Source organism: Actinomadura sp. RB99 (assembly GCF_014706005.1).
Classification (GTDB): Bacteria; Actinomycetota; Actinomycetes; order Streptosporangiales; family Streptosporangiaceae; genus Spirillospora.
In genome coordinates, this window is record NZ_JABMCA010000067.1 from 14,398 (window position 1) to 28,158 (window position 13,761).

Consider the following 13,761-nt stretch of genomic DNA (forward strand, 5'->3'; position numbering starts at 1 on the left):
CGTGCCCGGATCGGGGCCCGGCCACCAGCACGCGCCGTCCGCGTCGCCTATCGGCCGCGGCTCAGTACCAGTGGTGCGCCGACCACCAGGACCACGCGCCGCACGGGTCGTGGTAGCGGGCCTTGATGTAGCCGAGGCCCCAGGCGATCTGCGTGGGGGAGCTGGTGCGCCAGTCGGCGCCCGCGCTCGCGAGTTTGGAGCCGGGCAGCGCCTGCGGGATGCCGTACGCGCCGCTGCCGGGATTGACGGCCCGCTCGTTCCAGCCGCTCTCGTGGTTCCAGAGCGTCAGCAGCGACGACCAGCAATTGCCCCAGCCCTTGGCCGCGTTCATCTTCTTGCCGTACGCCTTGTTCTCCGCGGCGCTCGGGTTGGACTTGGCGAGCCGCTCCTTCTCCTTCTCGGCCTTCAGCTTCGCGCGCGCCGCCGCGTCCTTCTTGGCCTGCTCCTTGAGCTTCTTCATGTACGCCTGGTGCTCCTTGTAGGCGCGCTCCTTGGCGGCCGCGATGGAGTCGGCGGTGATGGAGTCCATGTCGAAGCCCTGGAGGTGGGCGAGCATGTCGTTGGTCGACAGGCCGCTCGACGCGGCCTTCGGCGGCTCGGCCTCGCCGAGGACCTTGTCCCAGTCCACGAACGCCACCCCGCCGGCGAGCACCGCGATGCCCGCCACGGTGATGGTGACGTTGTGGGTGAGCAGCTTCCAGGCGCGCCGCCGCTTTCCCGGGCCGTACTGCGCGGACAGCTCCCGCGCGTCCCCGGACGGGCCGTACGGGCCGGAGGCTTCCGGCGGGGCGAGCGTGTCGAGCGCCTCGGGGGACGGCCGGGGCGCGGGGACCCGGGCGTCGTCCCGGCGGCCGCCGGCGCCCCGCTCCCGGGCCCGCCGCCGGCCGCCGCGCCGCTGCTCGGAGCGGGTGCGGCCGGAGGCGGAACCGGTGCGTCTGCGCGTGCCGTGACTCTGTGGCATAGGAGAAGACTGCCTTATCGCCCGGGTCTTGTGTTGTCGATGACGATGTACGCAGGCGATGTCACAGCCGGTTCACCGCGCCTCGCGGCGGGCTCGGCCCGCTCAGAGCTCCAGGTCGCCGGCCGCGAGCCGGGCCGGCTGGAGCGCCTCGAACAGGTCGCGGTGCATCCCATCGAACGGCGCGAGCGCGCCTTCCGGGTCCTCCAGCGCGAGGTTCGCGGCGTTGACCTGCTCGCGTCCCGCCGCGGTGATCTGCACGAGGGTGGCGCGCCGGTCGCGGGGGTGCCGGGCGCGCTCGACGAGCCCGGCGGCCTCCAGCTGGTCCACGGTCAGCTTCACGGTCGTCGGATGCATCATCAGGATCCGGCCGAGGGTGCTGAGCCGGGCGTTGCCGTGCCCGATGAGCGCCAGCGTGGTCAGCAGGAAGTAGCCGGTCCGGCTCAGCCCGAACCGTTTCAGCTCGGTGTCCAGCGCCTTCTTGAGCATCTGGTGGAGCCGTTCGACCGAGCTGATCGCCATGAACGGCCACGGCCCGCCGGCCATGCCCTGTCCCGACCAGCGGTCCCTGATGCCGGTGACCAGCGGGTCCACGCCGTCCTCCCGGGCTCGTTCCGCGCCTCGCCGCGCCTCGATACGCACGCCCGAGATCGTAGCTTCGGACAAATCATGATGTAAGTACTCGCTTCTTAGAACTTCTTCCAATAGAGTGCTCCAGATCACAAGCGGGACGAGAGTGTCCGTGTGACCCTGGTGGTCCCGTGAGTGGTACCGGTCTCGACCGAGGCCACAGGTGGCGCGGAACACCCCTAGGACACAGCGGCGCCCCCGTGGTAGAGCAGGGAACCGGAGTATCGGATGGGCGCCGACGTCCGAGAACGAAGGAGGCTGGGATGACCCTTCACGCACCCCCCGCGGGGGAGGGCACCGGCTGATGGCCCTGAGCCTGACGAAGGCCCCGGACCTGGCACGCAGACGGGTCGAGCGCGCGCTCGACGAGACCGGGCTGCTGTGCGTGACCCTCCTGGAGGGGCTGCGCCGCACCTGGGACCTGCGGCAGTGGTGGGGCGAGTTCGTCGAGCAGTGCTGGTTCCTCGCCCGGGTGACCAGCGTGCCGGTGATGCTGATCGCGGTGCCGCTCGGCGCCACCATCTCGCTGCAGGTCGGCGACATCGCCCGGCAGCTCGGCGCCCAGTCGGGCACCGGCGCGCTGCTGACCGCCGCGATGATCCAGCAGGTGGCCCCGCTGGCCGCCGCGCTGCTGGTCTCCGGCGTCGGCGGCTCGGCCATCACCGCGGACATGGGCGCCCGCAACATCCGCGACGAACTCGCGGCCATGGAAGTCATGGGCATCAACCCGATCCACCGCCTGGTCACCCCCCGGCTGTGGGCGGCGAGCATGGTGTCCGGCCTGCTCTGCTCCGTCGTGATCCTGGCGGGCGTGCTCGGCGGCTACTACTTCAACGTCATCCAGCAGGGCGTCAGCCCGGGCGCGTTCTTCGACGGCGCGACGACCCTGCTGCAGTTCTCGGACCTGGTCATCACCCTGTTCAAGGCGTGGATCTTCGGGTTCATCGCCGCCGCGGTCGCCTGCTACATGGGCATGAACTGCGACCTCGGACCGGTCGGCGTCGGCCGGGCGGTGAACAAGGCGGTGGTGGTCACCTCGATCGTGGTGTTCGCCACCAACTACATCCTCACCATGATCTACCAGGTCCTGTTCCCCCCGAGGTTCTGATGGTCGCCATTTCCCCCGTACGCAAGCTGGGCCGGGCCGTCAAGGGCCGCACCGCCGGGCTGTCGGCCTCGGCCAACCTGCCGATCTTCCTCGGCCGGGTGCTGTACCACCTCCTCTTCGACATCATCATCCGGCGCAAGTACGGCAAGACGCTGGCCAAGCAGGTCAGCGACATCACCGTCGGCGTCGGCGCGCTGGTGATCGGCGGCGGCATGATCTTCGTCATCGCGACGATGTCGCTGGCCACCGGCGCGATGGTCGGCCTGCAGGGCTACCCCGGGCTCGAACGCATCGGCGCGGAGGCGTTCACCGGGCTCGTCGCCAGCTACTCCAACGTCCGCGAGGTCACCCCGATCATCGCGGGCGTGGCGCTGGTCGCGCAGGTCGGCACCGGCTTCACCGCGGAGATCGGCGCGATGCGCATCTCCGAGGAGATCGACGCGCTGGAGGTCATGGGCATCAACTCGCTGGCCTACCTGGTGTGCACCAGGGTCGCGGCCGGCGTCATCGCGCTCGTCCCGCTCTACCTGGTGTCGCTGTTCATGGCGTTCTTCGCCACCCGGTTCATCACGATCCAGTACTTCGGCCTGTCGCCCGGCATCTACGACTACTACTTCCACCTGTACCTGCCGCCGATCGACGTGTTCTACAGCGTCATCAAGGTCGCCGTCTTCGCGTTCATCGTGATGTTCATCCACTGCTACCGCGGCTACTACGCCGCGGGCGGCCCGGTCGGCGTCGGCGTCGCCGCGGGCCGCGCGATCAGGGAGTCCACCATCCTGATGATCCTGATGAACCTGCTCCTGTCGTACATCTTCTGGGGCCACGGCAGCACGGTGAGGCTGACCGGATGAGCGACGAGAGCCTCTCCTCCCGGTCCCGGACGATCTTCGGCCTGGTCGGGGCCGGCGTGATCGCGGTCGCCGCGGTCGCCGTCGGGATCTCCACCACCCCCTCGTACGCGGGCTCCACCTACTACGACGCGACGTTCGGCACCGCCGGCCAGGGCCTGGACCCCGGCAAGTCGGACGTGAAGATCCGCGGCATCGCGGTCGGCTCCGTCGACACGATCAAGCTCGGCCGCGACGGCCGGGTGACCGTGAAGATCCGCGTCGACAAGGGGGTCCGGGTCCCCGACACGGCCACCGCGACGATCGAGCCGGTCTCGGTGTTCGGTCCGAAGGACCTGGTGCTGGACCCCGGCGCGCACGAGCTGTCCGGCCCGTTCCTCAAGGACGGCGGGCGGGTCGTGAAGACCGCCGATCCGCAGGACCTGTCGCAGACGGCGTGGCCCGCCTACAACCTCACCAAGGCGATCAACCCGGACGAGGTGGCGACGATCCTGCACACCCTCGGCGCCGGGCTGTCCGGTGAGGGGCCCGCCGCGCGGCGGCTGATCCAGAACGGGTCGACGGTGGTGGACGCCACGTACGCGGACCGCGCGTACATCCAGGCGCTCCTCAACGACATCAACGGGCTGTCGGGCACGCTCGCCGCGCACGGTGACAACATCACCCGGTTCACCGGCGACTTCAACACGCTGTCGCAGGTGATCAACGCCAAGCCGGACAAGATCGACCAGCTGCTCACGCAGGCGGGGCGGCTCGGCGACACCGTCGGCACCACGATGCGCGGGCACGGCGCGAACCTCGGGAAGCTCATCGACGACGTCGGCGGGGTCGCCGCGACGGTGCACTCCGAGAACGACAAGCTGCCGGTGCTGATGGACAGCCTGAACGGCTTCTTCGCCCTGCTGGCGCGCATCATCCGGATCCCCGGGCCGTCGGGCACCACGATCGCGCAGGCCAAGGAGGCGCTCAGCCTCGACCTGTGCCAGGTCTTCATCGACGTGTGCACCACCGACCCGTTCCAGCCCAAGGGCAAGACGGCGAGCACGGCGGGAGGGCGGCCATGAGCCCGGTACGCGGCAAGGCCGCGCGCGGGCCGGAGTACACCACGATCCTGAAGTTCCTGGTCTTCCTCGTGGTGACCCTCCTGCTGACCTTCTACATCGGGCAGCAGATCCTCGGCGCCAGCTTCAACTCCCGCTACAAGCTGACCGCGACGTTCGACGACGTCACGGGCCTGCTCACCGGCGACGAGGTGAAGGTGGCGGGGACGCCGGTCGGCCAGGTGAAGAGCATCAAGGTGGTGCGCGGCAAGGCCGTGGTCGGGATGGCGGTCGACAAGGACGTCCGGCTGCCCGCCGACTCCACCGCCGCCGTCCGCTGGCGCAACGTGATGGGCCAGCGGGTCATCTACCTGGAGCCGGGCAGCAGCCCCGCGAGGCTCGGCAACGGCGACAGGGTGCCGCACACCCGGTCGGTGGTGGACCTCGGCGAGATCCTCAACAGCCTCGGCCCGCTCACCCAGAGCCTCGACCCGAACCAGCTCAACAAGATCCTCTTCTCCTTCTCGCAGGCGCTGGACGGCAACGAGCAGAACATCGCGCTGCTGACCGACAACCTCGACGCGCTGCTGCAGACCTTCGAGGCCCGCCGCGACACGATCAAGGGGATGATCGACAACTACGAGACGGTCAGCGACGCGATCGCCAAGCGGGACACCCAGATCGCCGCCAGCGTCGACAACCTGGCGTCGCTGACCGGCGTGTTCGCCGACAACCGCAAGCTGCTGGAGAACGCGGTCGTGCAGATCTCGGGCGTCACCACCAACCTGAACGCGGTGCTCGGCGGCAACGACGCGCAGCTCGCCCGCATCATCGACAACCTCGGCAAGTTCAGCAACACGTTCCGGCTGAACGTCGACCAGCTGGAGAAGATGGTGCAGCAGCTTCCGCTGACCCTCCGCGAGCTGTTCGCCGCCGCCAACGGCGGGCACTTCCTGCGCACCAACGCGCTGTGCCTGAACGTCGTGCAGGGGCCGTGCCCCTTCCCGATGCAGCTGCCGAAGGCGCCCGGCACCAAGCAGCCGTCCAAGCAGGACCTGACCAAGCTGAAGGCGATGCTGACGGGGAGTGGCGGCTGATGGCGCTCAAGTCCCTGCGGGACGTCAACCAGCGGCTCGTCGCGATCGTGACGCTCGCGGTGCTCGCCGCCGCGCTGATCTTCGCGTTCGCGATCGGCCAGCTGCACCTGTTCGACCAGGGCTACACGATGAGCGGCTACTTCTCCGACCAGGCCGGCATCAAGAAGGGCGACGACGTGCGCGTCGCCGGCGTGAAGTCCGGCCGGGTCACCGCGGTGGAGCCGGACTTCGCGCACGGCCGGGTCCTCATCACCTGGCACGTCAACGCCGGCATCGACCTCGGCCGCGACACCCGCGCGGAGATCGAGACCACGACGCTCCTCGGCGGCCGCTACCTGAAACTGTCCGGCCCGGTCGCCAGGCCCTACCTGGCGAGCCTGCCGGAGTCCCGGCGGCGGATCCCGCTGGACCACACCGGCGTCCCGTTCACCGTGCCGCAGGCGCTGGAGAACACCCAGAACATCGTCGGCAAGCTCGACGAGAAGAGCATGACGAAGCTGCTGTCGGAGGTCGCGGCGATCAAGTCGCCGGGCGCGGCGAAGCTGCACCGGATCCTGGCGAACATCCAGGACCTGTCGCGCACGCTCAACGACTCCTACCCGCAGATCCAGAACCTGATCGAGGCCAGCAAGACCATCACCGGCACGCTGGCGAGCAAGGACGACAAGCTCCGGGAGATCATCGACTCCAGCCAGGTGCTGCTGCAGTCGCTGGTGAACCGGCGCAACGAGCTCGCCGCGACGATCGGGCAGGGCAGCCGGACGGTCCGCACCCTCGACAACGTCATCTCCAGGAACCAGAAGAAGCTGGACGCGCTGCTGGACAACCTGCACCTGCTGACCACCCGGCTGGCGCCGAACATGGACGCGCTGAACACCGACTTCTCGCTGCTCGGCCCGACGTTCCAGCAGGTCGCGAACCTGAAGGGGAACGGCCCCTGGATCGAGGGCGTGCTCACCGGGCTCGGGCCGATCCAGCCGCCGGGACCGATCTCCACGCGGCGTTCCCCAGCCGGGCAGGGAGGCAACTGATGGGCCGCCTCATTCCGACGAAGCCGGCCCGGGGGGCGCGGGGCGTCCCCTGGCGGGCGAGGCCGGCCGGACGGGCCCGTCCGGCGCGGGCCGTCGCGGCGGCGCTCGCGCTGGCGCTGGCCGCCGCGCTCGGCGGCTGCTCGATCGGCTCGTCCGGCGGCGAGCGGACGATGACCGTCTACGTGCCGAAGGCGCGCTCGTTCTACCCGCAGTCGAAGGTCCTGGTGATGGGCGTCGACGTCGGGCGGGTCGACACGGTGAAGCAGCTGGACGACAAGATCAAGGTGACGTTCCACATCGGCCGGGACGTCCCGCTGCCGCAGGGCGTGCAGGCCTCGATCGTCCCGCTGAACCTGGTGGGCGAGCGGAACCTGGTGCTGCACCCGGCGTGGAAGCCGGGCGAGCCGAAGGAGACCTCCAACGTCATCCCGATCGAGCGGACGACCGTGCCGGTCGAGGTGGACGACGCGCTGAACTCCTTCACCAACCTGGCGAACGCGCTCGACCCGACGAAGATGCAGACGGCGCTCGGCAAGGCCGCCGACTCCGTGAACGGCAACGGCAAGGAGTTCAACGCCACGCTGGAGCAGAGCGCCCGGCTGGTGGAGAACGTCGCCGGGCAGGACAAGGACCTGATCGAGGTCGCGCAGAACCTCAGCCGGATGGCCGGGGTGGTCCGGGGCCGCGAGCAGGTGCTCGGCACCATGATCCAGGACTTCGGGCAGGCGACGCAGGTGCTCGCCTCCGAGCGCGGCGACCTGCAGGAGCTGATCGGCGCGGTGCTGGACCTGTCCAAGAACGGCGACAAGCTGCTCAAGAGGTACAAGGGGCAGCTGCCCTACGACCTCGCCGTCCTCACCCGGGTCGCGTTGGTGCTGAAGGGCAACACCAAGCAGATCGCGCAGCTGCTGAACGTGCTGCCGGGCGTCAGCGACGCCCTCATCGGCGGCTACGGCAAGAAGGACAAGTCGCTGCACATCCGGTTCGCCACCGACGCGTTCGTGCGGACGTGGCTGAAGGGCCTGATGGACACCGACGAGGTCGACTGCCCGCTTCCCGCGCCCAACTCCAACTGTCCCTGGCAGAACGGAGGCAACTGATGGGCAGGAAGGTCGTCTTGCTCGTCCTCGCCACGGTCCTCGCGCTCTCGGGCTGCAACTACAAGACGGTCGGGGCGCCGAAGGGGCACCTGACCCTGACCGCCGAGTTCAGCGACGTGCAGGGGCTGGTCGCCGGGCACAGCGTGAAGATGTCCGACATCACGATCGGCAGCGTCACCAAGGTGGAGCTGGACGGCTACCGCGCCAAGGCGACGCTGTCCATCAAGGACGGGGTCAAGATCCCGCAGGGCACCCGCGCCGAGATCAAGGTGACGTCGCTGCTCGGTGAGAACTTCGTCGACCTGCAGATGCCGCCGGGCGCCAGCATGGACCGCGGCCCGTTCCTGGCGAACCACGCGGCGATCACGCAGACCAGCGTGCAGCCGGCGTTCGAGCAGGTCGTCGGGCAGGCGGGCCCGCTGGTGCAGGCGCTGGCCGGCAACGACGTGGCGACGGTCGTCAACGCCGGCGCCACCGCGCTGGACGGCAACGGCACGCGGCTCAACACCTCGATCGCCAAGGCGACGAGCCTGCTGAAGCTCGTCGCGGACCAGCGCGAGCAGCTCGGCGAGTCGGTCGACCACCTCGCCAAGCTGGGCCGGTCGCTGGCCGCCGGGGACGGCGCGCTGAACGAGGCGCCCGTCCAGATCGAGCGCACCACCCGGCTGCTGGACCAGGACAAGCGGAAGATCCTCGGCACGGTCGCCAAGCTCACCGAGGCGGCCCGGCAGCTGAACGACAAGGTGCTCGAAGGGCGGGTCGCCCGGTTCCGCAAGCTGCTGGACGACCTCGACCCCGTCCTCGCGCAGCTCGGCAACAACCGTACCCGGCTGACGAACCTGGTCAACGGGCTGGTGACCTTCACCGACAAGCTCCCGAGGGCCAGCTACGACGGGCAGCTGCTGCTGTACCCGCTGCTGAACATCCTCTGGCCGGACGGGACGCCGGTGCTCGGCGGCGACAAGCCCGCGAAGAAGAAGAGCAAGGCGACGGGCGGCGGCAGCGGCGGCGGCGCGGGGGACACCGAGCTGCCGAAGCAGTTCCGGACCGCGTTCCCCGACCTCGACAAGATCCTGCAGGGGCGGCAATGACCAGGCGAGTGACGATCAACCTGGCGGTGTTCGGCGCACTCGCCGTGATCATGATCGTGTGGGCGTTCCGGAACGTGGTGCACTTCGACTTCATCGAGCGGCCGTACCACATCACGGCCGAGTTCGAGTCGTCGCCGGGCCTGCACCCGAACTTCGAGGTCGACTACCTCGGCCTGCGGGTCGGCAAGATCGACTCGGTGAAGCTGCAGGGGAACAAGGTCGTCGTCCGGCTCGACATGGAGCGCGGGGTGAAGATCCCGCGCGGCGTCACCGCGGCGGCGGCCCGCAAGTCCGCGGTCGGCGAGCCGGTGGTCGAGCTGACCCCGGCCCCCGGGCAGGCGGGCGCGCCGCCGATGAGGCCCGGCACCGTCATCCCGGTGTCGCAGACGAAGGTCCCGCCGAAGTACAGCGACCTGTTCGGCGCGGTCATCAAGTCCCTGGACGCCATCAACCCCGACGACGCGAAGGTGCTCACCCACGAGCTGGCGGAGGGGCTGGCGGGCCGCGAGGACTCGATCCGCCAGATCGTCAACGGCGGCGACCAGCTCACCCAGACGTTCGCGCAGAACACCGAGCTGCTGGACGGGCTGACCCGGGACCTCGGCAAGATCACCAGCGTGCTGAACCGGAACCGGGGGGCGCTCGGGGCGGGCATCGACAACGTCGCCGCCCTCACCTCGGCGCTCGCGCAGATGCGCGGCCAGCTCGCCGAGCTGCGCGACCGCGGCCCCGGCCTGCTGTCCACGGTGAACCAGCTGCTGGACGAGACCGGCCCGAACTTCGACTGCACGGTCGACATGCTCGGCACCTGGGGGATCTCCGCCTACAACCCGAACTACCTGTCGGACCTGAAGACGACCCTCGCCGTCGCGCCGCAGCTCAAGACCGTCCTCGACAACGTCATCGGGCTGGACCAGGGCAAGCCCGTGCTGAACGTCATCTTCGAGATCACGCTGAAGCACCAGGCGGCGCTGGAGTACAAGTACCCGCTGCCGCAGCCGCAGCTGGCCACCGTGCCGACGTGCGCCGGGGGCCGGACGCCGGACCTGGACGTCAAGCAGAACACCTACCGGGCGAAGAACCCGGGCGACGTGATCCCCACCCACGATCCCGCGCTCGACAAGCCGCTGAAGGCGCAGAACGCCGCGAACAACGGCAAGGACCCTTCTGGTGGGCCACCCGTTTGGCTAATCTACATTCCCCCGGTTCTGGCACTGATGGTGCTGATCAGGGTCATGATGGGCTCGGTGCCCGTGGTGTCCCGCCTGTCCCGGCTTCGCCGCCGGCACAAGGACTGACCCCAATCCCCGTAGGAGTACCGAAGTGACAGCCAAGACCACCAAGGAAGCCGCGGACGCCGCCCGGGAGAGCCACCCGGACGGCGAGGCCGACGAGGTCGAGGCGGTCGCGTCCGAGCAGGACGAGGCGGTCGAGGACGCGGAGGCCGCGCAGGCCGGGGCGTCGGAGCAGGAGGACGGCGCTGCGGAGGCCGCCGAGCGGCCCGCCGCCGAGCGGCCCGCCGCCGAGCGGCCCGCCGCCGCGCGGCCGAAGCGCAAGCGGCGGGTCCGGGTCATCGAGGTCATCGACGACGATGACGACCTCGAGGACGTCCTGGAGGCGATCGAGGCCGAGGACGAGGAGGACGAGCGCCCGGCCCGGCCCGCGAAGGCGGCCCGGCCCGCGGCGAAGCCCGCCGCCAAGGCGTCTCCCGCACGGCCCGCCGCGGCGAAGCCCCGTCCGGAGCGGCTCGAGCCCCCGGAGGAGGAGGCCGAGGAGCGGGCGGACGCGGCGGCGGCGCGTCCGGCGCGCAAGGTCGGCCCGTTCTCCTACACGCCGCCCCGCCCGCCGAAGGAGCACGCCGACTCGTCGTCGCTGGTCCGCGTCATCGCGACGGTCGTCGTGGTCGCGGTGCTGGCGAGCCTCGCGATCTGGCAGTGGACGAGGGCGAGCGGCCTGGCGTCCGACAAGGACGCCCGCGGCGAGGTCTCCAAGGTGGCCCTGCAGTACGGGGACGTGGCGTTCAACTACAACGCGTCCAACTACCAGTCGCAGGCGGCCAAGGCCGAGAAGCTGATGGCCGGGGACCTGCTCGACCAGTTCAAGCAGTCCACGCTGCCGGGCCTGACCGCGGCGTTCAAGAGCGACTCCCAGGTCGGGATGTCGTCCAAGAGCACCGACGTGTTCGTCGGCAGCGTCAACGGCAAGTTCGCCACCGTGGTCGTCATGGTCGACATCGGCCTGCAGACCAAGGACGGCAAGGTGAGCCAGCCGGCCACGCTGCTGCGCCTCGCGCTGGCGAAGGTCGACGGCAAGTGGAAGGTCACCAAGCAGTACCCGTCCGGCGTGAACGACAGCAACCAGAACGCCGGGAGCGGCGGCCTGGTGCCGGGGAGCAGCGCCGCGTCGCCGTCCCCGAGCACGACCGGGAGCGGCAAGCCCAAGAACTGACGCACGCGGCGTCCCGCGCCCCGCACGGTGGAAGCCGTGCGGGGCGCGGCGCGTTGTGCAGGGGAACGTGTCGTAGGGGGCGGGCAGAATGTCGATGGTGACGGAGCGTTCGGTCTCAGACGGCGGCACCCGGGTGCCGGACGAGGTGATCCACGAGTTCGGCGCGCTGCTCGGCGCCGCGGCCCTGCTGGAGCGCATCGCGGGCCGCGAGCTGGAGCGCCGCTGCGGCATCCGGCACGCGGTGTTCGAGGTGCTGCTCCGGCTGTCGTCCGCGGGCGCGGACTGCCCCGACATGGGCGGGCTGGCCGGCGAGCTGATCCTCACCAGCGGCGGCATGACCCGGCTGGTCGACCGGATGCAGGAGGCGGGGCTCGTCCGCCGCCGGCCGCACGAGGGCGACCGCCGCCGCCACCTGGTCGAGCTCACCGACGCGGGCCGCGCCAAGCTCGACGAGGCGATGCGGGTGCACGCCGAGACGCTCCGCGAGCACTTCGCGGGCCCCCTCACCGACGAGCAGCGCCACGCCCTCGTCTCGGCCCTCCGCACCCTGAGCACCACCGCCCGCAAGGAACTCGGCACCCTGAGATAACCGCATGCCGCAGCGCCACGAGCCGCACGCCGCACGGTCAGAGGGACCCGAGCGGTGGCGTGAGGATCGACTGCGTCGTGACGGGGGTTCCAGGGGGTCGCCCCCCTGGGAATCATCTCGAGTAGTGCTCGACGACGAGTTGCTCGTCGCAGATGACGGGGATCTCGCGGCGTTCGGGGAGGCGGGTGAGCCGGGCGGCGAGGGCGTCGTGGCGGACGTCGAGGTAGGGCGGGACGGTGTCGGTGTGGCCGCCGGCGGCGGCGATCTGGAAGGCGTCCATGCCGCGGCTGCGTTCGGCGACGGTGATGACGTCGCCGGGGCGGAGGCGGAAGGAGGGGCGGTCGACGCGGCGGCCGTTCACGAGGATGTGGCGGTGCACGACGAACTGGCGGGCCTGGTAGATCGTGCGGGCGAGGCCGGCGCGCAGGACGAGCGCGTCCAGCCGGCGTTCGAGGTCGACGAGGAGGGCCTCGCCGGTCTTGCCGCCGGCCTTGGCGGCCTTGGCGAAGGCGTTGCTGAGCTGGGCCTCGCGGATGTTGTACTGCGCGCGGAGCCGCTGCTTCTCGCGGAGCCGGACCTTGTAGTCGCTCTCCTGCTTGCGGGCGCGGCCGTGCACGCCGGGCGGGTAGGGGCGGGCCTCGAAGTACGTGACGGACTTCGGGGTCAGCGGGATGCCGAGGGCCCGGGAGAGGCGGACCTTGGGCCGGGGGTTGTTCATCGCGCTCCTCAGTGGTTAGGTAAGCCTTAGTTAGGCAAGCCTAACTCAGTACGTCAAGGAGGCCATGGTGGGGCGAGCGGACACGACGGGGACGCGGGTGGGCGGGCCGACAGCGGCGGAACGGGCGCGGACGCTCGCCTACGGCATGGGGGACGGCGTCCTCGCGGCGCCGGGCGTCCCGCACACGCCCGTCCCGGCGTACACGACGGACCTCGACGGGCGGCCGCTGCTGCTCCTGCCGAAGGACTCGCCGCTGGTCAGGGCGCTGGACGGGGAGGACGACCTGCCCGCCACGCTGCGGATCTGCGACGTCGCGCCGGTGCCGCTCGCCGACCGGGTGCGGGGCCGGGCGTGGCTGCACGGATGGCTGACGGAGTTGCCGCCGGCCGGGCTGCGGGCCGCCGCGCTGCGGCTGTCCCGCCCGCACCCGCGTCCCGAACTGCTCGACCTGGCCGCCGAGGAGCCGCCGAGCGACGGGGAGTGGACGGTGCTCACGATGGACGTCGCGCAGGTCGAGATCGAGGACGCCTGGGGCGGCGCGACCCTCGAACCCGAGGAGTACGCGGCCGCCGGGCCGGACCCGTTCGCGGCGATCGGCGCGGGCATCCTGGCGCACCTGGACTCCTGCCACCGCGACGAGCTGAAGGGCCTGCTGCCGGTGTCGGCGTCCCCGTCCGGCGACCCGGACGGGTTGCCGGAGGTCCGGCCGCTCGGGCTGGACCGGTACGGGATGTGGCTGCGCTGCTCCGCTCCGTCGCCGGACACGGGCGGGACGTTCGACCTGCGGTTGACGTTCGGCGAGCCGGTCAGTGATCTCCACGGCCTGCGCCGGGTGTACCGGCACCTGTTCGCGCACGCGACCCCGTAGTCCGTACGGGACGAACACCGAAATATCCGTCCATATGGCCGTGATCTCACGGATGGCGCGGACCGTCCCCTTCGGGACATGCTCGGGTCTCCGGCCGCGGGACGCCGCCCGCCGCCCGCCCGGGACGCCCCGGCCGCCGGCTCGCCCTCGCGGGGTGGGTGAGCAGGCGGACGGGAACCGTACCGGGCGGCGGGACGGCGGCGGCCCCGGCCGGGCCGGTGGTCCGGCGCCG

At 70.7% G+C, this 13,761-nt stretch carries 14 protein-coding genes; 11 read left to right on the forward strand and 3 right to left on the reverse strand.

Annotated elements, in window-relative coordinates:
• Window positions 1-61: 61 nt before the first annotated feature.
• On the reverse strand, window positions 62-961 hold the full coding sequence (locus amrb99_RS38870; protein ID WP_190865917.1) for a lytic transglycosylase domain-containing protein: 900 nt from the start codon (window positions 959-961) through the stop codon (window positions 62-64).
• A gap of 102 nt (window positions 962-1,063) precedes the next feature.
• Window positions 1,064-1,600 carry a MarR family transcriptional regulator gene (locus amrb99_RS38875; RefSeq protein ID WP_347257040.1) on the reverse strand — a complete coding sequence of 179 codons (537 nt, stop codon included), beginning with the start codon at window positions 1,598-1,600 and terminating at the stop codon, window positions 1,064-1,066.
• Window positions 1,601-1,892: 292 nt separating this feature from the next.
• Here amrb99_RS38875 and amrb99_RS38880 point away from each other — a divergent pair, with 292 nt between their 5' ends.
• The 10 genes from amrb99_RS38880 to amrb99_RS38925 all read left to right on the forward strand — a co-directional run bounded on the left by amrb99_RS38880 (window position 1,893) and on the right by amrb99_RS38925 (window position 11,943).
• Window positions 1,893-2,696 carry an ABC transporter permease gene (locus tag amrb99_RS38880; protein WP_151543100.1) on the forward strand — a complete coding sequence of 268 codons (804 nt, stop codon included), beginning with the start codon at window positions 1,893-1,895 and terminating at the stop codon, window positions 2,694-2,696.
• Entirely contained in the window at window positions 2,696-3,550 is an 855-nt protein-coding gene (locus amrb99_RS38885) for an ABC transporter permease (protein ID WP_190865920.1), read from the forward strand. Before amrb99_RS38880 ends, amrb99_RS38885 begins: the two co-directional genes overlap by 1 nt.
• Entirely contained in the window at window positions 3,547-4,611 is a 1,065-nt protein-coding gene (locus amrb99_RS38890) for an MCE family protein (protein ID WP_190865922.1), read from the forward strand. Before amrb99_RS38885 ends, amrb99_RS38890 begins: the two co-directional genes overlap by 4 nt.
• Window positions 4,608-5,684, forward strand: a complete 1,077-nt coding sequence (locus amrb99_RS38895; protein ID WP_190865924.1) for an MlaD family protein — start codon at window positions 4,608-4,610, stop codon at window positions 5,682-5,684. Before amrb99_RS38890 ends, amrb99_RS38895 begins: the two co-directional genes overlap by 4 nt.
• Window positions 5,684-6,715: an MlaD family protein gene (locus amrb99_RS38900; protein ID WP_190865926.1), complete on the forward strand. Its 1,032-nt coding sequence runs from the start codon at window positions 5,684-5,686 to the stop codon at window positions 6,713-6,715. The genes amrb99_RS38895 and amrb99_RS38900 overlap by 1 nt, the downstream gene beginning before the upstream one ends.
• Window positions 6,715-7,815, forward strand: a complete 1,101-nt coding sequence (locus tag amrb99_RS38905) for an MCE family protein (protein ID WP_190865928.1) — start codon at window positions 6,715-6,717, stop codon at window positions 7,813-7,815. The genes amrb99_RS38900 and amrb99_RS38905 overlap by 1 nt, the downstream gene beginning before the upstream one ends.
• A complete protein-coding gene (locus amrb99_RS38910; RefSeq protein ID WP_190865929.1) occupies window positions 7,815-8,906 on the forward strand; it encodes an MCE family protein in 1,092 nt (363 codons plus the stop codon). The genes amrb99_RS38905 and amrb99_RS38910 overlap by 1 nt, the downstream gene beginning before the upstream one ends.
• A complete protein-coding gene (locus tag amrb99_RS38915; RefSeq protein ID WP_190865931.1) occupies window positions 8,903-10,204 on the forward strand; it encodes an MCE family protein in 1,302 nt (433 codons plus the stop codon). Before amrb99_RS38910 ends, amrb99_RS38915 begins: the two co-directional genes overlap by 4 nt.
• Window positions 10,205-10,229: 25 nt before the next feature.
• Window positions 10,230-11,354: a hypothetical protein gene (locus amrb99_RS38920; RefSeq protein ID WP_190865933.1), complete on the forward strand. Its 1,125-nt coding sequence runs from the start codon at window positions 10,230-10,232 to the stop codon at window positions 11,352-11,354.
• 97 nt (window positions 11,355-11,451) lie between these two features.
• Window positions 11,452-11,943 carry a MarR family transcriptional regulator gene (locus tag amrb99_RS38925; protein WP_347257041.1) on the forward strand — a complete coding sequence of 164 codons (492 nt, stop codon included), beginning with the start codon at window positions 11,452-11,454 and terminating at the stop codon, window positions 11,941-11,943.
• Window positions 11,944-12,055: 112 nt separating this feature from the next.
• Here the strand turns inward: amrb99_RS38925 and rpsD are convergent, their stop codons facing one another.
• Window positions 12,056-12,661 carry a 30S ribosomal protein S4 gene (gene rpsD, locus amrb99_RS38930; protein ID WP_190865935.1) on the reverse strand — a complete coding sequence of 202 codons (606 nt, stop codon included), beginning with the start codon at window positions 12,659-12,661 and terminating at the stop codon, window positions 12,056-12,058.
• Window positions 12,662-12,725: 64 nt separating this feature from the next.
• Between rpsD and amrb99_RS38935 the strand changes: the two genes are divergently transcribed.
• Entirely contained in the window at window positions 12,726-13,529 is an 804-nt protein-coding gene (locus amrb99_RS38935; RefSeq protein WP_190865937.1) for a DUF2470 domain-containing protein, read from the forward strand.
• The last annotated feature ends 232 nt before the right edge of the window (window positions 13,530-13,761 follow it).

Bases quoted from the DNA above. Each gene is read 5' to 3' on its own strand.
- rpsD (WP_190865935.1), bottom strand. From the start codon at position 12,661: ATGAACAACCCCCGGCCCAAGGTCCGCCTCTCCCGGGCCCTCGGCATC.
- amrb99_RS38915 (WP_190865931.1), top strand. From the start codon at position 8,903: ATGACCAGGCGAGTGACGATCAACCTGGCGGTGTTCGGCGCACTCGCC.
- amrb99_RS38910 (WP_190865929.1), top strand. From the start codon at position 7,815: ATGGGCAGGAAGGTCGTCTTGCTCGTCCTCGCCACGGTCCTCGCGCTC.
- amrb99_RS38905 (WP_190865928.1), top strand. From the start codon at position 6,715: ATGGGCCGCCTCATTCCGACGAAGCCGGCCCGGGGGGCGCGGGGCGTC.
- amrb99_RS38880 (WP_151543100.1), top strand. From the start codon at position 1,893: ATGGCCCTGAGCCTGACGAAGGCCCCGGACCTGGCACGCAGACGGGTC.
- amrb99_RS38895 (WP_190865924.1), top strand. From the start codon at position 4,608: ATGAGCCCGGTACGCGGCAAGGCCGCGCGCGGGCCGGAGTACACCACG.
- amrb99_RS38900 (WP_190865926.1), top strand. From the start codon at position 5,684: ATGGCGCTCAAGTCCCTGCGGGACGTCAACCAGCGGCTCGTCGCGATC.
- amrb99_RS38870 (WP_190865917.1), bottom strand. From the start codon at position 961: ATGCCACAGAGTCACGGCACGCGCAGACGCACCGGTTCCGCCTCCGGC.
- amrb99_RS38935 (WP_190865937.1), top strand. From the start codon at position 12,726: ATGGTGGGGCGAGCGGACACGACGGGGACGCGGGTGGGCGGGCCGACA.
- amrb99_RS38885 (WP_190865920.1), top strand. From the start codon at position 2,696: ATGGTCGCCATTTCCCCCGTACGCAAGCTGGGCCGGGCCGTCAAGGGC.
- amrb99_RS38890 (WP_190865922.1), top strand. From the start codon at position 3,547: ATGAGCGACGAGAGCCTCTCCTCCCGGTCCCGGACGATCTTCGGCCTG.